Below are 21,048 nucleotides of genomic sequence, written 5' to 3'. Positions count from 1 at the left end.
TCGCGAGGAGCGCGAATGCGGAGACGCCGAGCAGGACGAACAACCACGAGCTCGAGCCGAACAGGCCATTCTCGTCCTGGACGACGGTTCCGGCGCGGCGGGTGAGGCCGCTGCTCGCGAGCGAGTCCTTGCGGACCTCGGACACGCGAGACGCGAACGGGCGTTCCGTCAGGGTGCGTGTGGGAGCGGGCTGAACCGCGGCAATCGCGGTCGCGGAGACAACAAGGGACGCTGCCGCGGCGCCGAGCATGAGCTTCCTGAACGTCACGGCAAAATTCCCTTGGAACCTAAGTTTTCCAAGTCAAACCTTGCCTGAAAAATGCGTTCGACACAATATTTTAGTCTAATTCCGTGTGGGACAGCTTGACACCGTAACAGCTTATCGATCCGCGTTGGACGGATGGGCTCAATATCAATGGGATAGGTTGAATTCACCACGGCTTTCAGGGACTATCCATGACCAACATGATTAATATCTGGGAAGCCATCAAGGCGGTGATCGTGCCATCGGGGGCTGCCGAACGCTCGCTGATCCATGTCCATGGCGGCATGATGGTGTTTGTTTTCGCCGTTTTATGTGTGCCTGGGCGACTCAGGTCGGTCTGGCCGCCAGTGATCGTGACCCTACTGGTCTTGGTTAACGAACTGTTCGATCTGTCGCACCACTGGCCGATGGTTCCGGCCTGGCTATGGCGCGACTCGGGAAAAGACGTCCTGCACACGATCGTGTGGCCGTGGGTGATCTGGATCGTCGCAACGCAGAGTGGGCGTCGGGCGGCTTAGCCTGTCGGATCGTCGGACGGCGCGTCCGCCCGGGGCTCTTTCGATGGCGGCGCGGGCGGCGGATCGGCCGGCTGATACTCGGAGGGCAGCGGTTGGACGCGGACCGGCGCGCCGCCAGCGGTGACGTTGCGATCGCCGCGGATGGCGGCAGGGCGGGCGGCGTAGAGCGCGTCGGTGCGATTGCCGGCGACGATCGCGGTTGCGGGCGACGGGGACTGAACGACGATCGGCAGACTGCCGGATGCGGCGGCGACGCGGTTGCCGCTGACCTCCAGCCCTTCGAGCGGCAGGGTTTCGCGGATTAGGATCGCGGCGGTGCCGATCGGTTGCGCTACCGTCGCGCGGATGTCGTTGCCCGCGATCATGGTGCGCAGCGCGCCGCCGCCGAGCAGCGCGGCCGGGGCGTCACCCGCCCGGTCGAACCGGAGCAGGTTGTCGCGGAGCGCCAGCAAGCGCGTGCGGCCGTAGGACAGGTCGCAATTGACGTTTTCGAAGATGTTGCCTTCGACCCGCAGCCGATCGAAATAGCTCGGCAGGCAGGTGCCAAACCCGGTCGCCCCGGTCCAGCGGAAGCGGTTGCGGACGAACGCCACGTCGACCGCCCCGTCCCCGCGCGAGAAGCCGGCGCTGCGCAGCGCGAACAGCGCGCGGCCTGTGCTCTTGCCGTAGCCTCGCGTGGCCCAGGCGGCGGCGAGCCCGGCGGCCGATCCGTCCTGCACGCCGATATTGTCGCGGAACAGTATGTTGCGCGCGGCATAGAAGGTGGCGAAGCAGAAGTTGCCGGCGTTGGTGACGCTGTTGTTCTCCGCGACCGCATTGAAGCAGCCTTCGAAATCGATCCCGACATCGAGCATGTCGCGCACGTCGTTGCGGACGACGAGGATGCCGTCGCCATTGTTGCCGTAGACGCCGCCATTGGCGCCCGACAGCCGGTTGTCCGCGACGTAGATGTCGCGTGCGCGGCGCAAGAAGCCGATGGCGCCGCCCTGGTTCCAGCGCGCGGCGCCGCCCCACCAGCTGATGTTCGCGAAACGGCCAATATTGCCGACGACCGCAACACGCGACGCGAAATTGAACCGCACGACCTTCGACGCGTAGCTGCCGGCGTCGACGCGGTTGTCATAGACGAAGATGCGGTCGGACAGATCGTCGGTCCGGGTGGCGGAGAAGCCGGCGGCGACGGCAGGATCGACGTCCGGCTTGGCCGCGCGATAATCGATCAGACGCAGTTTTTCGCGCAGATGCTGGACCGTCAGCGTGCCCATCCGCCGCGTGGTGCAGCGCGTGACCGATACATCGCGCAGATTATAGCCTTGGAGCAGCACGCCGAGCGGCTTGAAGGGCGGCGGCCGTTCGATCGCGAGATTGTCGATGTGGACGCCGGTGAGGAAGCGGGCGGGATCGTCGCCCTGCGGCATTGCGAGGAAGGCGTGCGGCACGCGGCCTTCGTAGCGGATCAGCGAGCTTGGCCCTTCGCCCAAGATCGCGACGGGACGGTCGATCCGGATCTGGCGGGTGAGGCGGAGCGCGGCCCCGGCGGGCAGCGCGGGCAGGCGGATGGCGGCGGCACCGGAGGCGAGAGCGCGTTCGACCGCGTCGCTGTCGTCCGCGCGGCCGTCCATCACCGCGCCGAAACTGCGCAGGTCGCGGCCCTTCGCTTGCCCGAGTTGCGCCAGGCGGGCGTAGAGTTGCGTTCGGGGCGGCGCCCAGGCGGGCCAGTCGGCATTCTCGTCCGTGGCGGCGGCGAGCGGGGCGGGGAGCAGCGCCAGCGTGCCGGCCCCGGTGGCCAGCGCCAGCAGGCTACGCCGGTCAATGTCTGGACTGAGGTCGGGGGGGACGTCGTGCATCATGCGCTTCCCTTCGGTCGCGGTCGCCGGACTATGTGCCAGGATATCGCGCTCGTCGTCGCGCGATAGCAGGCGGGCGCCGGATCGGGGCAGGGTGACCGATCGCCGCGCCCGCCTGCTTGCCCCCCCCAGGCCGGGGAAGGCGCTGGCGCGGCGTGGCGTGATGGATTAGTCCGCCTGAAACCGCCGGAGACCGCAGCAGGTGGCAAGCTTCTATCCCGAGTATCGGCAGACCCTGGATCCGCGCGACTGGCGTGCGCCGGGAGCGGCGGCGGTGCCGGCCGCGGGGCATCCGCTGATCTTTGCGGGGTTCTTGCTGCTGATGCTGTTCAACGTCGCGCTGCCGAAGGGCGGGATCGCGGCGGGCGACGTGCCACTGACGTTCGGCTATATGCTGGTCGGGCTGATCGCGCCGCTCGGGTTGATCGGGCTGATCCGCCGGCCGGCGATTTCCCCGGTGGCGGTGTTCCATTTCCTGGCGTTGTTCCTGCCGCTCGGGCTGTTCACGCTGTACCGCATCCAGAGCGGCGCCGGTGCGCCGGTCGTGCTCCTGACCTATAGCGCGCTGTTCCTGATCCTGCCGCTGGTCACGCTGATCGTGTTTTCGAGCTATCTGGAGGCGCTGACCGAGCGGCAGATCGCGACCGTGCTGAAATGGTGCGTCGTGTTCGTGCTCGGCTGGGGGATCCTGAATTTCCTGTCTTATGCGCTGTTCACGCATTTCATCGAGGTCCCGTACCTGACGATCAACGCGGCCGATTCGGGCGAGATCCTCGGCAAGAACAACCGGCGCGGCAGCCTGATGAAGCTGGTGTCGACGTATAACAACGGCAATGTCTGCGGCGTCTGCCTGCTGATGCTGATGCCGCTGTTCGTGCATGTGACGAAGTCGCGGATGTGGACGGTGCTGATGTGCCTGGCGATCATCCTGACGCTGAGCCGGACGGCGTGGTTCGGGCTGGTCTGCGTGCTCGGCATCATGATGGCGTTGCGGCTGATCCGGGTCACCAACATCTTCGGCTGGACGGTGGGGATCGCGCTGGCCGGGGTGCTGATCCTGCTGCTGCCGGCGATCGGCTGGACACCGGACCGGTTGATCGATCCGACGCTGGGCCACCGCGATTATCAGTGGCTGGGGTTGCAGATCACGCTGTTCGGATCGGGCGAGGTGCGGGTCCACGAGATCCTGTATCTAGGGCTGTTGCAGAGCCTGGGCGTGATCGGTCTGTTGCTGGCGCTGGCGGTGCTGTTCTTTCCGGTCGGGTACGGGCTGGCGTCGCTGTCGCGGCTGTCCGCGCTGCGGCGATCCGCGCTGGCGGGGATCATCGCCTATCTGGTGGTGGCGTGCCTGGATGCGGCGCTGATCTATCCGCCGGTGTTCCTGCAGTTCTTGTTCCTGGTCGCGCTGCTGTACCGGCGGGGTTTTGCCGGCGCGCGCGAGGCGGGCTGACGGGCAGGACAAAGCCGCGCAACGCGACCGCGCTGCCGACGCGGGTGAGGTGGTCGTAGTCGTAGGTGAGCAGGCGGCCCGCGGCGAATGGGGTGCAGCTTGGTGTGCAGAGCCGCGGGAGCGGATCGTAGACCGTGGCGCGCGGCGAGGTAGCCAGCGCGGCGTTGAAGATGTGCGCGACGGGCGCGCGGAATGCGCGCTGTTCGGCGGCATCGGACCCGCAGGCGGCGGCGGACCGGTCGTGCCATAGCGCGCGGGCGACGCAGGGCCGGGCGGCGCGGGCATAGCGCGGCGGTTCGGTCACGAAGACGGTCGGGACGCCGCGGCGGTCCATGTCGGCCGCGATCCCGCCCAACGATGACGACAGGGCTCGGACCGTCGCATCGAGGCTGCGTGTGTCCGATCCGTGGACCAGCAGGAAGCGCGCGGTGGGATCGCGCACGTCGCCGGGGAAGCGGATGCCGGCCAGGTTGGACCAGCGGCCCGCCACGATGAGCCCGCGCAGCCCGGGCATCCGCGCGAGTTCCGTCGCGACGCGGTTCGAGAAATCGGCGCAGCGCGTGTCGACCCGCCCCTGCCCGAAGGTGGCGTCTACCCCCGGCGTCGGCAGGCAGCCTGTGGCGATGAAGCTGACCGGCACCAGCCCGGCGGCGCGGATGCGGGCGGACAGGACGTCGATATGCTGGCGTGCGAACGAATCGCCCCACAGGACGATCTTGTCGTGCGGATCGCGTCGGACGCGGTCGAAGCAGCGCGTGACCGCGTCGCCGCGGACCTCGCCCTGGAACAGGCAGCCGAGCTGGATGGTCGGTTTTTCCGAATGTTGCGCATCGACGATCCGCGCAGCCGGCGGGAGGCGTTGCGGCAGGCCGCGCAGCGCGTTCACGGCGAGGCCGGCGCCCGCGGTGACGAGCAGCGCGGCGCCCGATGCGACGAGCACTATCGTCGTGCGACGCGGTGCTCCATCGGCCGCGGGTCGGCGGAACGGCCGTTCGATGAAGCGCCACGACAACCAGGCGAGTAGGACGGACAGCGCGAGCATCGCGATGCTTTCCGACGTGGTCGCGTCGCGCTGGGTCGCGAGGAAGTGGAGCGAGAAGATCGGCCAGTGCCAGAGATAGAGCGAATAGGAGATGAGGCCGACGAACAGGACAGGCGGGAGCGAGAGCAGGCGGTGCGTGCGGCTCGGGACCGACTGGCCGATGTGGATGAGCAGCGCGGTGCCGAGGACGGGCGGGACGGCGCTCAGCCCCGGAAAGCGGATCGTTTCGGTGTAGAGAAAGATCGGCGCGAGGATGAGCGCGAGTCCCACTGCTGACAGCGCTTCTGCCGACGCGCGGCGCCGGACCGCGGGGAGGTCCCCGGTGGCGATGAGCGCGCCGGCGAGCAGTTCCCAGGCGCGCATCGGCAGCATGTAGAAAGTGGTCTTGGGTGAGTAGCTCAGCATCACCTCGGCCGCGGCGAGCGACAGGGTGATCGCGACGACGATAAGCGGCGTGCGCCACCGTTTGAGCCCGAACCGGTAGAGCAGCAGCACCACGATCGGCCAGACGAGGTAATATTGCTCCTCCACCGCCAGCGACCACATGTGCAGCAGTGGTTTCGACAACGGTACGCCACCGAAATAATTCTGGGTCGCGTGAAAATAGAAATTCGCACCGAACAGCGCGGAGGCGACGATGCTCTTGCCGAGGCCGATCAGTTCGGACGGCAGCAGGACGAACGTTCCGACGACCAGCGTGGCGAGCATGACCACCAGCAGCGCGGGCAGGATGCGGCGGAAGCGCCGTTCGTAGAAGCGTGCGATGGAGAGGCGGCCCGCGTCGGCATCGGCGAACAGCGCACGGCCGATTAGGTAGCCCGAGATGACGAAGAAGACATCCACCCCAACGAAGCCGCCGGAAAAGGCCGTGAAGCCCGCGTGGAACAACAGCACCGCACCGACCGCGACGGCGCGGAGACCATCGATGTCGGGGCGGTATTTAATATGCATCCAGTCTCCGGATCAGTGTCCGGGTTCTACACGCGGCACGCGCGCCATCAAGAGCCCGGCCCTGGACGTGCGACCGCCGGAGCGACGGCGCTGCTGGACGACGCGGAACCGCGCGCATAGGGAACGGGACGCCTGATCCAGCCGGGAGGATGCAGCCGCCATGATCGACCGTGCCCCGGCCCGCGTGCGGCAGGCGATCGGTCGCCTGCGTCGCAGCCGGCTGGCGTCGAACAGTTCGGTCTATCTGGGTGGCACGCTGCTCAACCGGCTGTTCCCGTTTTTCCTGACCCCACTCTACACCCGGACGATGACCCCCCATGAATTCGGGATCTGGGGGTTCTGCATGACGGTGCTGAACGCGTTGCTGATCGTCGGGGACCTGGGGATCGGGAGTGCGACGACTCGGCTGTACTGGGATCATGCCGGCAGCGACGGGATCGGGCGGTTCCTGACGGTCGGGTTCCTGACGCGGATCGGGGTGGCGTTCGGCGTGTCGCTGGGGCTGGCGTGGCCGCTGATGGCCGCGTGGCAGTGGCTGGGTGCGGGGATGGTGCCGACATGGCCGTTCGTGCCGTTGCTGCTCGGCTGTTCCGCGGTGCAGGCGATCGTGGCGTTCAACCTGGAGATCGCGCGGTCGACGCATAACCCGATCCTGTTTTCCAAGATCCAGATCGGCCAGACGATCCTGCAATCGGCGGTCGGCGCGGCGTTGGTCCTGATGGGATCGGGCGCGGTCGGGCCGATCATCGGGTATCTGGCAGGAGCGGTGATCACTGCCATCATCGGCGCGACCGCATTCGTGCGGCGGTACGGGACGCTGACCGGGCTCGACTGGAGCATCAGCCGGGCGTCGTTGCGTTACGGCATTGCGAGCATCCCGATCAGCGCGTCGACCTGGCTCCGGCGGATGGCGGACCGGATCATGGTGGGCCGCGCGATATCGATGTCGAACCTGGCGATCTACCAAGTCGCGGCGAGTGGCCTCGCGCCGCTGACGATCCTGATGGGGAGCATCAATTCGGCCTACCTCCCTTATTATTACGAGCAGCGGAAGCGCGGCGATGCGGTGTTGCCGCGGCTGGTGGCGATGGACAGCCTGATCACCGCCGGGCTGGCGGCGATCTCGCTCGCGACTATCGCGGTGGTGCCGGAGCTGATCTACATCCTAGCCCCGCCAAGCTATGCGCCGGCCGCGGGGCTTGCGTCGTGGTTCGTGCTGATCGCGTTCTTCGGCGGGCTGACGCTGCAGTTCACCAAGGAGCTGCAATATCTGAAGCGGCCCGAGCTGGCCGGGGCGATCACGATGATCCCGTCGCTGTGCGGCGTGGCGGCGAACCTGGTGGTGATCCCGCGGCTGGGGGCGATGGGTGCGACGATGGTGGGGACGGTCGTGAGCATCGTGATTTTCGTGTCGAGCATCCTGATGACGCAGCGGATCGAGCGGACCGGGCATAAGCTGGTGCGGCTGGGGGCGGCGTGCGCGGTCGTGACGGCGTTCGCGGTGCTGTTCGCGCAGGAGCGGTTCGTGCCGTTCGCGCTGCTGTCGCTGGCGCTGCGGCTGGGGGTGGCGTTGCTGGGGCTGGCGGCGGTGCTGGCGATCCTGGACGTGCAGGGGGCGTGGCGGCGTGTGACGGGGGCTGTGACCGGCGGCGCGTGAGGACTTGGACTTCCGCCGGGGTTTGCGGGTAGGGACGGGCTCCTCTTGCGGGCCGGGAGCGCTGCCATGCGGCTGACCATCGTTGCGGACAACTCGACCGAGGTGAACTGGGGGTGCCGCGCCACGAGCATCGCGCTGCGCCAGCTGCTGTCGCGCGATCACGAGATCGTCGGGACGATCACGCGCGACCTGCTGAAGGCGCCGCTGACCTCGTCGCGGCGCGCGACGGAGGATCTGCACTGGGGGCTGACGCGGCGGTTGCGGCGGCCGAAGCTGCTGCGTGCGCCGGTGGCGGGGCGGATCGCGACGGCGGTGATGGATGCGGGTGGCCGCTATCATGCGCCGACCGACGATGCGGTGCGGGATGGCGAGCTGCTGTGGACGCTGCGCGAGACGTCGCCCAAGGCGCGGCGGATCGTGGCGGCGATCGCGGGCTGCGATGCGATCGTGGTGAACGGCGAGGGGGAGATGATCTTCAGCACGCCGCCGCGGCCGACATTGCGCCAGACGCTGGCGATCTGCGCGCTGGCCGGGCGGATGGGCAAGCGGGTGTTCTACGTCAACGGCATGATCTCGCGCCCGCCGGACGGGCGGGTCGATGCGGCGACGGTCGCCGCGGCGGCGGGTGTGCTGGCGGGGGCGCAGGTCGCGGTGCGCGATCATCATTCGGTGGATGTGGCCGCTGAACTGTTGCCTGGGATCGCGCCGCCGTTCTTTGCCGATTCGCTGTTCACGTGGCGGCGGCATTTCGCGGAGACGGCGACTGCGCGCTACGATGCGTCGCGGGTATCGTCTTGGTTCGAGCGGACCGGGACGGCGATGCCCGCGGTGTGCAACACGTCGTTCGTGGCAATTTCGGGCAGCTCGTCCGCGGCACCGCGGCCGGTGGAGGCGGCGGCGCGCTACACCGAACTGGTCGGTGCGTTAAAGGCGTTGGGGTTGCCGATGCTGCTAATGCCGACGTGCCTTGGCGATAATTTCCTGCACCGGGTCGCGCGGCGGACGGGCGTGCCGATCATGCCGGCGGACGCGCCGATCATGGCGTGCGCCGCGGTTGCCGCGAACGCCCAACTGCTGGTAAGCGGGCGGTGGCATCCGTCGATCATGGCGGCGCTGGGCGGCACGCCGTGCGTGTTCCTGGGATCCAATTCGCACAAGACACTGAGCATCCAGCATCTGCTGCGCTACGACGATCCGGTCGAATATGGCGCGTTGCCGAGCGCGGAGGACATCGCTCAGGTGGTGCTGCGCGCGCGGGGCCTGCTGAAGGGCGGGATGGGCGCGCGCGCGCGGGTGTCGGAGGCGGCCGCCGCGATGGAGGCGAGCGCCGGCGGGTTGCAGGGGTTCGTTCGCTAGCGCTCAGGCGGCGGCGACGGACTTCGGCTTGGCGCGCCACTTGAGCTTGTCGCGCTGGACCTGTTCGACGGGGAGGATCTCGCTTGCCTTGTACTTGAGCGAGCCTTCGACGGCGCGGAGGTCGCGGACGAGCCGGCGGAGGCCGTCGGGTTCGAGCGAGGCGGCGTGGTCGGTCCCCTTCCACGTGCGGTCGAGCGTGAAGTGCCGTTCGACCCACTGCGCGCCGAGCGCCAGGGCGGCGACGTCGGCTGCGATACCGAGATGGTGGCCGGAGAAGGCGATCGACTTCACCCGATCGCCAAACCGGTCCTTCAGTCGCGTGATTTCGAGCAGGCAGATATCGTCGAACGCGACCGGATAGCCCGAGGTGCAGGCGTAGAGCACGACGTCCTTGGCTCGGCCGCGTGCCTCGAAGAAGTCGACGATCTGCGCTTCCTCGTCCTGCGTCGTCATACCGAGCGAGCAGTGGATTTCGCCCGCGTAATCACGCGCCAGCACGTCCAGCATCTCGAAATGGAGGTTGCAGGCGGAGGGGATCTTGAGCAGCGCGGGCTTGAGCGAGGCCATTTCGACCGCGGACGTGACGTCCCACACCGAAGTGGAATAGCCGATGCCGTTGAGCGCGCATTCGGCCATCAGCTCGGCATGCTGCGCGACGTCGAATTCCAGGAATTCGCGGTGCGCGCCGTAGGTGTCGCCATAGGCATTGGCGGGGTTCGGATGCGGCGTGCGATACTGTTCGTCGGTCAGCAGTTCGCGGTTTTTGCGCTTCTGGAATTTCACCACGTCGGCGCGGGCATAGACGGCCGCGGTGCGGATCATGTCCTTGGCGATCTGCATATCACCCTTGTGGTTGCAGCCGACTTCCGCGATCACCCGAATACCCATGACTATCCCCGTCACCGCCAACAAAACCGCCCGCGCCGTAGCAGATTTCTACCCGTCGAAACAGTGGACCCGATGGGCGACCCCGTTCGGGATCGGGACAAACGGGGCGAAATGGACGAATGGGGCGACCGGAGGGCGGGGCGCATGACGGGACGGTCGATCGCACTGGTGGGCAGCGGCGGATCGTCCGGACGGACGCTCGCGATCGTCGAGGCGGCGTTGCGCGCGCGGCTGGGCGATATCGCGGTCCGGTTCATCGATACGCAGCCGTTCAACCTGCGCACCGGCGGGCGGACCGCCTATGACGGCGGCGGCGAGGTGCGGGTGGCGTCGATGGCGGCGGCCGGGCTGCGGCGGTACACGGGCAGCTGGTCGACGAACATGCTGCTGAACGGCGGGCCGATGATGACGCGGCGGCTGGCGCGCCATGCGCGCGACCTGCTCGGCGGGCGGCACGACGCGATGATCCTATGCCACGACCGGATCTATATCGAGACCGCGCTGATCGGGGCCGCGCGGGCGAGCGGCACGCCGACCGTGCTGGTGCAGGAAGGCCCGTTCTGCGCGATCGGTAGTCCGGCGCCGCAGACATGGCGGTTGCGTGCGAAGGCGGCGCTGGCGCCGATCGTGACCGCGACGGGGCTGCTGCCGGTCATGCCGGACTATGGCTGTGCCGGGCACGAGCTGATCACCGCGGTGTCGGATGCGTACCGCGCGCGCTGGATCGCGGCGGGGGTGCCGGGCGAGCGGATCGCGGTGACGGGGGTGCCGCGTTACGACCGGCTGGCGGGGTTGCGGGGCGAGTTCTCCGGGACGGGGGACGTGCTGCGGCTGTTGTATATCGTCCAGCCGTTTGCGGCGCATGGGAAGGTTGATGGGCAGGAGGCGGCGCGGTTGCAGGCGGTGCTGGCCGACGGGATCAACCGGGCGGCGACCGAGCGCCCGATCGCGGTGACGGTGCGGATGCATCCGCGATCGGGCGGGGCGGATGCGGCGGTGCTGACCGGCGGGCTGGCCGGGGCCTATGTGGTGGATGACGGCGCGGCGCCGCTAGAGGACGCGGTGATGCGCCATGATCTGATCGTCGGGCATTATTCGAGCGGCCTGCTGGAGAGTGTTCTGCTGGGGCGGCCGGTGCTGTGTTTGCCGGTGGCGGCTGCGGCGTTCGCGGAAGCGTCCGAGGCGGAGAAGCAGGCCTGGCTGGTGCGGACCGGGGTGGCGGTGGCCGATACGGCCGAGCGGGTTGCGGCGGTGTTGATGGGCGGTGTGCGGGGGGTGATCGACCGGGCGCTGATCGCGGAGGAGACGGGGGTTGTGGATGGTGGTGCGGCGGCGCGGTGTGCGGAGGCTGTTGCTGGAGTGATGGTGGCCTAGTTCCGAGGGTGACTGTGCTGGGCGAACGGTGCTGGCGTTACTCAACCGTTTATCCTGAGTTGGAGCTGAGCCTGTCGAAGACCCGTATCGAAGGATGGGTGCTGGCGTGGTACGGGTGCTTCGATACGAGCCCTCGATACGCGCTCCGCGCTACTCGGTCTCTACTCAGCACGAACGGGTTTAGGATTGAGGAGGTGTTGGCCGTCTCGGCTGCGCTCGACGGGGCCCTCGACTGCACTCGGGATGGACGGGTTTTGGGGTTTGGCCTGCCTTCCTTTCCCTTCCCCTTCCGTTTGGTTCGAGCTTGTCGAGAACGGCGCTTGGTTCTCGACGACCTCGAACCGAACGGAGGTTTGCGTTTGGGGCTGTTCTCGACAGGCTCGAACCGAACGGAGTTTTGGGGCGGGTGCGTTGCGTGTTTCGAAAGGGTTACGCTGGGGTGCTTGGCTCCAGCGCCATCAACACGCTCTGGAGCTCTTCCCCGGTCTCAACCACCCGAACCGGGTTCGCCTCCCATTGGCGAAGCGTGCGCGCCATGCCGTTCAGGCCGAATAGCGCGGGGATGAAGAGGCTGCGATCCGCGCGGTCGAGGTCGAGGAGGCCGGTGGAGACGGCGGCGGCGTAGGCGGCGTAGCCGTAGCGGGCGGCGTGGGTCATGAGCCCGGCGGCGTCTGGTTCCACGATCACCTGCGCGAGCGGGGCGAGATCGGTGGCGAGGCGGGTGCGGTCTTCGCGCGGGTGGGGGAGGTAGCGGACCGGCCAGGGGCTGGCGGCGGCGACCGAAGCCAGGCCGCGGACGAAGCGCGGGCGGGCGATGAGGCGGTCCTCGACCAGCGGCGAGCCAATCAGCAGCAGTTCGGCGCGGTGCCCGGCCGGCGGGGGCGGGGGGAGGAGGCGGAGGTTGCGCGCGGCGAATCGGTCGCGGACCAGCACGCGGCTGCGGTCGATCCGGCGGTGGAGGATGCTCCGTGCGTAGAAGCCGGCCGCGGCCTGTACCGCCCCGCGCGCGGCGTACCAGAGCGGGTCGGTGAGATCGACATAGTGGGACAGGCCGTCCTCCCATAGCTCGACCCGGTCGATCGTGGGGAGGGTGAGGAGGAAGCGTTCGAGCGGTTCACCCTCTAGGAACAGGATGAGGCGGCGGATGCCGGCTTGTTCGATCAGCGCGCGGACATGGGGGTAGTAGGCGCGGTTCGCGCGGCGGGCGGCGAGGAGGCTGGCGGGGGTGCGGCCGGGGAGCTGTTCGCGGCCGAGATCGAGCGTTCGGCCGGGGAAGGCTGCGTCGAGGGGCGCGCGCATCGCGGGATCGCGGAACAGCACGATGTCGGGCGCGGCGTCGTTGTCGATCAGGAAGCGGAGGTGGAGCAGCGACCGCGGCAGCGCGGCGGTTATGCCGGTGGGGTCAGCCATGGTCGAGCAGCAGGTCGGCCAGCCGCCGGAGCGCGCCGCGGCCGCCGTCGGCATCGAGCACCACGTCGGCGATGCGCAGGACGGACGCATGAGCATCGCGCGGGGCGATGGCGCAGCCGACGAAGGTCATGCAGGCGATGTCGTTGATATCGTTGCCCACGTAGATCGTGCGGGCGGGGTCGTGGCTCTCCGCTTGGAGCCAGTCGCGGACCAGCGGCAGCTTGTCGTCGACCCCGTGATGATAGGGCAGGCGCAGCTTGCGGCAGCGTGCGGCGACGACGGGGTTGGCTTCCTTCGACACGACCATCATCGCGATGCCCGCGCGGCGGAGGCGTTCGATGCCCATCCCGTCGCTGCGCGAACAGGCGACGGTTTCGCGGCCGTCCTGGTCGGTGAAGACGCGGTCGTCGGTGAAGACGCCGTCGAAATCCATGACGATCGCCGCCGGGGGGGTGGGGAGTGCGGCGGCGCTGCGATCGCGCGCCAGCCGGGCGATGCGGTCCTCCGCCATGCGGAAATCCTCCGGATCGTCAATTTCCAGCCGGCGTTCGGGCAGCGTTTCGAACAGCGCGGTCTGGCCGAAGAAGCGATGGCGGGCGGCGAGGAACCCGGCGGTCCGCATGACGTAGACCGCGCCGGTCTCGAGATATTCGGGGTCGCGCTGCTGCCGCATCGGGCGGATCGCTTTGTCGTGATTGACGCCGACCGCGGCGCCCGACGCGTCGTGGTGCCAGAGGAAATAGTGGAAGGCGGTGACCGCCACCGCGGTATCGGCACCCGAATCAAGCAACGCGGCGACCGTGCCGTCGATGTCGGCCGGCGCCGTGAGCGGCGATGTGCATTGCAGGAAGACGGTGAGGTCGGGGCGGTAGCCTTCGGTCGCGGCGAGGTGGCCCAGGACGTGGAGCAGTGCATCCTCCGACTTCGCGATGTCGCCGGCGATCGCGGCGGGCCGGTCGACGACCTCGGTCCCGTAGGCGCGGGCGACGGCGGCGATTTCGGCGTCGTCGGTGGAGACGACCACGCGGGTGACCGACGTGGCGGCGCGGGCCGCGGCGATGCTGTGCGCGATCAGCGGGATGCCGCCGAGCGGCAGGACATTCTTGCGTGGCAGGCCCTTGGATCCGCCGCGCGCAGGGATGATCGCCAGAACGTCCATGGTCATGCCGGCCCCTCGTCGCTGCGTGCCACGGGACCTAGACGGGGCGGACGCGCGCTGTCGAGCCCGACGATGGCGGGCGGCGCACCTGTACGGAAAATCATTTGACCCGGTCGGTGCGCACCGTCAAAGCTCAAGCCCGGGGGGTGACACGGGGTGGACGACCTGCCGATGGCAGGCGGCGAAACCCCTGGTCGATCCTTTTGGCGGAACGTGCCCGTCCGGGAAACCCGGGGCTCGACGATTGGCAAAGGGGGTCCGCATTTCCAGTATCCGTCTCCGATCGCGCCGCTGCGCCGCATCCGGGCTGGCCCTGCTGCTGGCGGGGTGCGCCACGCATAATGCGATCGAGGAAGGCACCGCCACCGCGGTGACGCCGACCACGACGCTGCCCGTGCCGGACCCGCGGACGCTCGCGATCCCGCTGGAGAAGGCCTATTATATCGGGCCGCACGACAAGCTGGACGTGTCGGTCTACCAGTTGCCCGACGCCACCCGCACGGTGGAGGTCGATACGGCGGGGCAGGTGAACCTGCCGTTCGCCGGAACGGTGCAGGCGGCGGGCCGGACCGCGACCGAGGTGCGCGACGACATCGCCGCACGGCTCGGCCAGCGATACCTGCAGAACCCGCAGGTGACCGTGGCGGTCAGCCTGGTCGCCAGCCAGCGGATCACGGTCGAGGGCGCGGTGACGCAGCCCGGGCTGTTCCCGGTCACCGGGCAGCTGACGTTGCTCCAGGCGATCGCGCTGGCCAGCGGGACCAACACGGTGGCGAACGAGCATGTCGTCGCGATCTTCCGCACCGTGAAGGGCCAGCGGATGGCCGCGGTGTTCGACCTGGAGAAGATCCGGCAGGGCGAGCTGGTCGATCCGACGATCTACGGCAACGACATCGTCGTGGTCGAACGGTCGCGCGGCAAGGTGATCCTGCGCGACGTCGTCAGCGTGCTGCCCGTGCTGGGCGTGTTCCGGACCATCGACTATGCCTTCTGATCGGCGCGCGCCGACCGGTGTCGGCATCCGTTCGATCCAACATGGTGTGACGTCATGAACGAGCAGCCACACCCCCCCGTCTACCGGCCCGGCGACGATGCGGCGATGCCCGCGGGCGACGCGTGGGTCGGCAGCGCATTGGGTGGCGGCGGGGCCGGGCGCCCGGGCGGGCCGGACGGCGACGGCGGCAGCGACCTGTTGCGCGGATATGCCGCGGCGCTGCGCAAGCGCCGGCTGCTGATCCTGGGCATCACGGCGGCGGCGCTGGCGCTGGCGCTCGTGCTGACGCTGCTGTCGGGCCGCGTCTACGTGGCGCGCGCGACGTTCGAGGTGCAGCGCGAGGCGTTGCGCGTGCTGGACCGCGACGAGGCGTCGGTCGAAAACGACCCGGCATCGAGCGAAGAATTGTTCATGCAGACGCAGTTCGCGCTGCTGAAGAGCCGGTCGCTGGCCGAGGGGCTGGTGCGCCGGCTGCGGCTCGACACGCGTCCCGATTTCGGGATCGCCGAGGCGATGCCGGCGGCGAGCGGGGCCGGTACGATCCCGCCAGCGGCGCTCGCCCGGCTGCGGTTCGACGCGGCGGTGAACAAGGTGATGGGGCTGATTTCGGCGGCACCGCTCGGCACGTCGTCGGTCATCGAATTGCAGGCGGAAAGCGACAATCCGCAGCTTGCGGCGGCGATCGCCAATGGCGCGGTCGATGAATTCACCGAAAGTTCGATGCAGCGTCGGTACGCCGCGTCCAACTATGCCCGCGGGTTCCTGGCGCGCCGGCTGAACGAGATCAAGCAACGGCTGGAAGTGTCGGAACGCCAGCTGGTGCAATATGCCGAGCAGCAGCGCATCCTGCCGCTGTCGGATGCGCGCGTCGGCGTGACGGGCGCGTCCGGCGGCGGGCAGTCGCTCGATTCCGCGTCGCTCGGCACGCTGAATCAGGCGCTGAGCGAGGCGCGGTCGGCGCGAATCCTGGCGGAGGCGAATTACCGCCAGGCGGCGCGCGGCGGCGTCAACGCGATGCCGCAGGCCGAGAGCAATCCGGAACTGGTCGCACTGCGCGGTCAACTGGCGCAGGCGCAGGCCGATTACGACCAGCGATTGCCGACGTTCAAGCCGACATTCCCCGACATGGTGGCGCTGGCCGCGCGGATCAGCCGGTTGCGCGCGCAGATCGGGGCGGCCGACACGCAGTCGGTCGCCGGGACGCGCAACGCCTACACGCTGGCGCGCGACCAGGAAGTGGCGTTGCAGCGCGAGGTCGACGGGCTGAAGGGCACGGTGCTGCAACTGCAGAACCGGAGCATCCAGTACACCATCCTGCAGCGCGAGGTGGACACCAACCGCGCGCTGTATGACGCGCTGCTGCAACGCTACAAGGAGATCGGCGTTTCGGGCGGCAGCGGATCGAACAACGTGTCGGTCATCGACCGGGCGCGGGCGCCCGGGGCACCGGCGCGTCCGATCCTGTGGCTGAACCTGTTGCTGGCGCTGGTCGCCGGGCTGGGCCTTGGCGTCGCGATCGCCCTGATCCTGGAATATCTGGACGACACGTTCAAGCAGCCGGACGATGTGGAGCGCAAGCTGCACCTGCCGCTGCTAGGGATGACGCCGAAGCTGGCGGATGGCGACACGCCGGTCGCGGCGCTGACCGAGCGGCGGTCGACGCTGTCCGAATCCTACCAGTCGATCCGGACGGCGATCGAACTGTCGAGCGCGAACGGCGTGCCGCAGATCCTGTGCGTCACCAGTTCGGGGATTTCGGAGGGCAAGTCGACGACCTCGCTGGCGCTGGCCAAGAGCTTCGCCGATCAGGACAAGCGCGTCCTGCTGGTCGATTCGGATCTGCGCAAGCCGACCATCCACCGGATGCTGGGCCTGCCCAACACGGTCGGTTTCTCCAACGTGCTGGCCGGCGAAGTGCCGTTCGCAAGCGCGGTGCAGCATGTCGCGTCGCTGGGGATCGACGTGATCCCGTGCGGGCCGACGCCGCCCAACCCGGCGCTGCTGCTGACGACCGGTCTGCGCGCGCGGTTCGCGGACCTGCGCGGGGCCTACGACATCGTGCTGGTCGACGGGCCGCCGGTGATCGGGCTGGCTGATGCGCCGTTGCTGTGCGACGCCGCGGACGGCGCGGTGATGGTGGTGGAGGCCAATGTGCAGCGCCGCAACGCCGTGCGTGCCGCACTGCGCCGGCTCAGCCGGTCGCGCACCAACTTGCTGGGCGTCATCCTGACCAAGTTCGACCCGAAGAAGGCCGGGCATGGCGATGCCGAAAGCTACATGACCTATTACTACAAATACGGCGCCGACCGGCCGTAACGGGCGCAGGACTCAGTCGTCCGCGTCGTCGCGGAACGGCGTGCCGGCGAGCAGTGCTGCGTAGAGCGCCAGGATGCGGGCATTCATCCGTTCGGCGGTGAAGCGTTCGCGGAACAGCGCGTGCGCCGTCGGGCCGAGCCGGCGGAGCGTTGCGCGGTCGAGGCCGGCGAGCCGGTCGGTCAGCGCATCGACGTCGCCGGGCGGAACGAGGTAGCCCGAGACGCCGTCGCAGACCAGTTCGGGCAGGCCGTCGACCGCGCTGGCGATGACCGGGCGGCCCTGGCGCATCGCTTCGGCCGCGGCGAGGCCGAACCCCTCCCATAGCGACGGCACGACGACCGCGTCGACCGCGGCGATGAAGCCGGGGACGGCATCGCGCGCCTGCCAGCCATGATGGGTGATGTTGGGGAGCGGCGGGGGCGCGGCGTCGCCCGACACGACCGCGGCGCCGACGCAGTGCAGGTGGATCGGGCGCCCGGACAGCCGGCGCATCGCGGCGTGGAGGACGGCAAACCCCTTCTGCGTATCGAGCCGGCCGATGAACAGCAGGTTGAGGCAGGCCGGGTCCATGAGCGCCGAGCGGTCGGGCACGGCGTCGGGATCGGCGCGGACGCCGTTGTGGATCGTGACGAGCCGGTCGGCGCGCAGGCCGCGGGCGAGCGCGTCGCGGCGTTCGGCGTGCGAGATGCAGATGACGGCGTCGCTGGCCGGGGTGAGCAACCGTTCGATCCGGGCGTAGGCGGCGCGTTTCCAGGCTGCGACGCGCATGTTGAACGACCAGCCATGCGCGCAATAGACGATCTTGGGCCGCGGTGCGGGCAGCGGCATCGACCGGACGGCCATGCCCGCGAAGCTGCTGTGCAGATGGACGATGTCGGGTCGTTCGCGGATGATCGCCAGGCGCGCGGCGCGGGCGAAGCGGAGCAGGTCGCGCGGGGAGCGGCGCGACGAGGGGAAGGTGCGGAAGACGCCGGGTGGCGCGTCGGGGAAATAGGCGCGCTGGTCCGCCGCCGCCAGCATGACGACATTGTCGGCCCCGAGTGCCGCGACCTGTGCGGGCACGACCTCGGTCAGATAGGCCCCGACGCCGCCTTGGAGAATCTGTGCGACGTGCAGGATCTTCATGGACGCGACCCTAACCGGGTTCAGCGCGCGGGCGCCACCCGGAACGCGTCGAACGTCGCCTGTGCGCCGTCGCTGCTGGCGCTGCCGGCGAGGATCGCGAGCGTCTGGCTGGGGCAGGCCGGCGGTATGGCGAACATGACCTGCTGGCGGGACGCGTTTGGATCGACGGCCGCGCGGGGGCGGAGCGGGACCGCGGCGCCGCGCCCGGTGCAACGCAGTTCGATGGTGAAACGCGACGGTTCACCGCGATCGATGCGGCCCGTGAACGAGAGGGTGTAGCGGCCGGGGCGGAGGGCGAGCAACTGGGTGAGCGCAAGGCGGGCGTCGGCACCGAAGGCTTCGATCGTGACCGCCGGGTCTGCGCCGTCCGGGGCCTGCGGCGTGAACGAGAGGGTCGCCTGGCTGCGCGGCGGGACCTGCCACCCGAACGGGGCGGATACGGGCGGCCCGGCGGCGAGTCGGTCGAAACCGCCGTCGACGATGGCGGTGCGTGGATCGCCGGCCGCCGGATCGACGGCGCGCCACTGCGTCACCAGCGGATCGACCTGCCCGTCGGCGAGCATCGCGGTGGCGCCGACGGCAGGGTCATAGCCGGCCGGCAGGGCATTCCGCGCGGCCAGCCGGCGGAGCAGATCGGCGAACCCGGCGCGGTCGGCGCGCGTGGTCGGTTCGCTACGCAGGAAGCCGGGCGCCCAGTCGGGGGCGAGCGCGATCCGGTCGGCGAGCGCCGCGCGGCCGCCGTCCCTGGCGAGCAGGCGGCCGAGCCCCGCAGTGCCGGCGGCGCGGTCGCTGTCCGTGCGGAGCAGCGCGTCGGCCGCCCGGACCGCGGTCGGCCAGTCGCGATCGAAGAGTGCGCGTTCGAGGACCCAGCGCTGAACCGCCGCGTCGCGCCAGCCGGTTTGCGCGGCCAGCACCATGATGCGGTCGGCCACCGCACGGTCGCCGGCGGCGAAGGCGAGCGTGGATGCGACGTAGAGTGCGCGCGGGTCCTCCGGTCGCAGCGCCAGCGCTTCCGCCAGATAGGCCGCGGCGCAGGGATCGCCGGCTTGCAGCGCAGCCTCCGCCAGGCGCGTGGCGGCATGGGGGGTGGCGGACCAGATGCGGTGCGCGTCGCCGGGGTGGTCGGCGGCCATCATGCGGGTGGCGAAGGCGGTGCCGACGATCAGCCAGCCGATCGCCAGCGCGACGACGCCGATCGCGTAGCGGCCCACGCGGCGCCGGGAGCGGGTCATGCGTCGGGCTCCGCGTCGTGAGCTGGCGGGGGGACGAGCAGGGCGAGCAGCAGGCCGGCGCCGGTCAGGTGGGCGGAGGTCCGGAGCGGGAAGTCGACCAGTGAGTGGAGCGCGAGCACCGCGATCATCAGCAGCGCGGCAAAGGCGAACCGGTTGGTCGGGCTTCCGGCGTGTTGGCGGAGGGCGCGCCAGCCGCGGTGCGCGACGAACCAGGCCAGCAATGCGATCTGCGCCAGGCCGGCGACGCCGCTTTCGATCAGGATTTCGAGATATTCGTTGTGCGCGCGGTTGATGGTGAAGCGGTTGATCGTGGCGAGCGCCTCGGTGCTTTCATAAGCGCGGACGAAATTGCCGAGGCCGGCGCCGAACGGGAAGAATGTCCGCGCGGTGTAGACGACGTCGGGCCAGAAGATCAGCCGGCCTTCGCTCGCGCGGTCGGCGAAGCGGGCGAGCGAACTTCGCACCACGCCGGACAGCGGCAGGAGGAGTGCCACGACGACGACCGCGCCGAGCCCGAGCAGCAGTTGCCGGCGGGTGGGGCGCAGGCCGGTGAGCGGCAGCAGCGCGTAAAGCAGCGGCACGACGAGGAGCACCATGCCGGCGCGCGATGCGGTGCCGAACACGCAGGCCGCGAAGATCAGCGCGAGCGCGGGCAGCGCGATCTGCCCCTGCGCGCGGAACGGCGGAACGTGGCGGAGCGCGAGCGCGGCGATCGCGGCCTCCACCATGAACACCGCCTGGTGGTTGCGGTTGGAGAACAGCCCGGTCGGCAGGCGGATCGGTTGCAGCGTGGGGAACAGGTAGAAGCCGTCGGCGGTGGCGACCTGGACCAGGCCGAGCAGGAAGCTGAGAAGCGCCAGCGCCACGAACAGGGCGAGCAGGAGTGCGCGGCGGTGCGCGTCGAGCCGCACGGCGAGCAGGAACATCGCGACGGGGGCGAGGATCGCCAGCCAGGCGATGAGCGTGGCACCGGGATCGATGCTGATCGGTCGCCACAGGTCGGGCAGCAGCAGGCGGGCGATATCGGCCCCGACGGCGCGGCCCGGCATGGCCCACCAGAGCGACGGCGGCAGCGGGATAAGCTGGAGCAGCGGCAGCAGCACCGCGAACAGGATCAGCGCGGCGGCCAGCCGGGGGGCATTGGTGGGCCGGCGATCGAGGAGCGCGACGACGATGCCGGCCAGCGCGATCAGTTCGATGACCATACCGCGCATCGGGATGCTGCCACTGGTGCCGCCGAGCAGGAAGGCGCCGGCGAGCAGCGCGACGGCGAGCGGGAAGGGGAGGCGATCTTCTGGGGCGTTCGTGGTCAGGCGGGCATCGCTGCGGATCGGCCGGCGGGCGGGTGCGGTCGCATCATGATCCGCCATCGCGACGCCCCCCTGTCATCGGCGGGTCGGATGCCGCGCCGCCCGGTTTCGGTGCGGCACTATGCGCGCGGACGCGTGCCGGTCAATCGCGGCA

The 21,048-nt window shown here is 69.5% G+C and carries 14 protein-coding genes; 6 read left to right on the top strand and 8 right to left on the bottom strand.

All coding sequences use genetic code 11. The annotated features are described in order from the left end of the window. Window positions 1-456 precede the first annotated feature (456 nt). Entirely contained in the window at window positions 457-783 is a 327-nt protein-coding gene (locus IEX50_RS08100; protein WP_157174805.1) for a hypothetical protein, read from the top strand. Here the strand turns inward: IEX50_RS08100 and IEX50_RS08095 are convergent. Together IEX50_RS08095 and IEX50_RS08090 are read right to left on the bottom strand one after the other, a co-directional pair. After that, window positions 780-2,630 (bottom strand): right-handed parallel beta-helix repeat-containing protein, encoded by a 1,851-nt coding sequence (locus IEX50_RS08095; RefSeq protein WP_188699446.1) that lies wholly within the window; start codon window positions 2,628-2,630, stop codon window positions 780-782. The two genes, IEX50_RS08100 and IEX50_RS08095, sit on opposite strands and share 4 nt — an antisense overlap. Window positions 2,631-3,952: 1,322 nt before the next feature. After that, window positions 3,953-6,073, bottom strand: a complete 2,121-nt coding sequence (locus tag IEX50_RS08090) for an acyltransferase family protein (RefSeq protein WP_157174807.1) — start codon at window positions 6,071-6,073, stop codon at window positions 3,953-3,955. A gap of 160 nt (window positions 6,074-6,233) precedes the next feature. Between IEX50_RS08090 and IEX50_RS08085 the strand changes: the two genes are divergently transcribed. Continuing rightward, window positions 6,234-7,730, top strand: a complete 1,497-nt coding sequence (locus IEX50_RS08085; RefSeq protein ID WP_157174808.1) for a lipopolysaccharide biosynthesis protein — start codon at window positions 6,234-6,236, stop codon at window positions 7,728-7,730. Window positions 7,731-7,796: 66 nt separating this feature from the next. Next, window positions 7,797-9,086 (top strand): polysaccharide pyruvyl transferase family protein, encoded by a 1,290-nt coding sequence (locus IEX50_RS08080; RefSeq protein WP_157174809.1) that lies wholly within the window; start codon window positions 7,797-7,799, stop codon window positions 9,084-9,086. A gap of 3 nt (window positions 9,087-9,089) precedes the next feature. On the opposite strand, the gene IEX50_RS08075 is transcribed toward IEX50_RS08080, so the two are convergent. Next, window positions 9,090-9,974, bottom strand: a complete 885-nt coding sequence (locus tag IEX50_RS08075; protein WP_157174810.1) for an N-acetylneuraminate synthase family protein — start codon at window positions 9,972-9,974, stop codon at window positions 9,090-9,092. Between the two features lie 144 nt (window positions 9,975-10,118). Between IEX50_RS08075 and IEX50_RS08070 the strand changes: the two genes are divergently transcribed. After that, entirely contained in the window at window positions 10,119-11,348 is a 1,230-nt protein-coding gene (locus IEX50_RS08070; protein ID WP_157174811.1) for a CDP-glycerol glycerophosphotransferase family protein, read from the top strand. Window positions 11,349-11,777: 429 nt separating this feature from the next. Here IEX50_RS08070 and IEX50_RS08065 read toward each other — a convergent pair whose 3' ends face one another. Together IEX50_RS08065 and IEX50_RS08060 are read right to left on the bottom strand one after the other, a co-directional pair. Next, window positions 11,778-12,758 carry a hypothetical protein gene (locus tag IEX50_RS08065; RefSeq protein ID WP_184075133.1) on the bottom strand — a complete coding sequence of 327 codons (981 nt, stop codon included), beginning with the start codon at window positions 12,756-12,758 and terminating at the stop codon, window positions 11,778-11,780. Beyond that, a complete protein-coding gene (locus IEX50_RS08060) occupies window positions 12,751-13,923 on the bottom strand; it encodes an acylneuraminate cytidylyltransferase (protein WP_157174813.1) in 1,173 nt (390 codons plus the stop codon). Before IEX50_RS08060 ends, IEX50_RS08065 begins: the two co-directional genes overlap by 8 nt. Window positions 13,924-14,161: 238 nt before the next feature. Between IEX50_RS08060 and IEX50_RS08055 the strand changes: the two genes are divergently transcribed. After that, on the top strand, window positions 14,162-14,911 hold the full coding sequence (locus IEX50_RS08055) for a polysaccharide biosynthesis/export family protein (RefSeq protein ID WP_184075135.1): 750 nt from the start codon (window positions 14,162-14,164) through the stop codon (window positions 14,909-14,911). A 54-nt stretch (window positions 14,912-14,965) separates the two neighbouring features. Then, window positions 14,966-17,227, top strand: coding sequence for a GumC family protein (locus IEX50_RS08050; protein WP_157174815.1), 2,262 nt, complete (start codon window positions 14,966-14,968; stop codon window positions 17,225-17,227). 12 nt (window positions 17,228-17,239) lie between these two features. Here the strand turns inward: IEX50_RS08050 and IEX50_RS08045 are convergent, their stop codons facing one another. From IEX50_RS08045 to IEX50_RS08035, 3 genes are read right to left on the bottom strand one after another with little or no spacing between them, the layout of a single operon-like run. Beyond that, a complete protein-coding gene (locus IEX50_RS08045; RefSeq protein ID WP_157174816.1) occupies window positions 17,240-18,352 on the bottom strand; it encodes a glycosyltransferase in 1,113 nt (370 codons plus the stop codon). Between the two features lie 20 nt (window positions 18,353-18,372). Continuing rightward, entirely contained in the window at window positions 18,373-19,584 is a 1,212-nt protein-coding gene (locus IEX50_RS08040) for a serine/threonine-protein kinase (protein ID WP_157174817.1), read from the bottom strand. Beyond that, entirely contained in the window at window positions 19,581-20,954 is a 1,374-nt protein-coding gene (locus tag IEX50_RS08035) for an O-antigen ligase family protein (RefSeq protein ID WP_157174818.1), read from the bottom strand. The genes IEX50_RS08040 and IEX50_RS08035 overlap by 4 nt, the downstream gene beginning before the upstream one ends. Between the last annotated feature and the right edge of the window lie 94 nt (window positions 20,955-21,048).

This window comes from Sphingomonas prati, assembly GCF_014643515.1.
GTDB lineage: Bacteria > Pseudomonadota > Alphaproteobacteria > Sphingomonadales > Sphingomonadaceae > Sphingomonas_R > Sphingomonas_R prati.
Note: the sequence above shows the minus strand (reverse complement) of the source record. Positions and strands in the feature narration are given on the sequence as shown.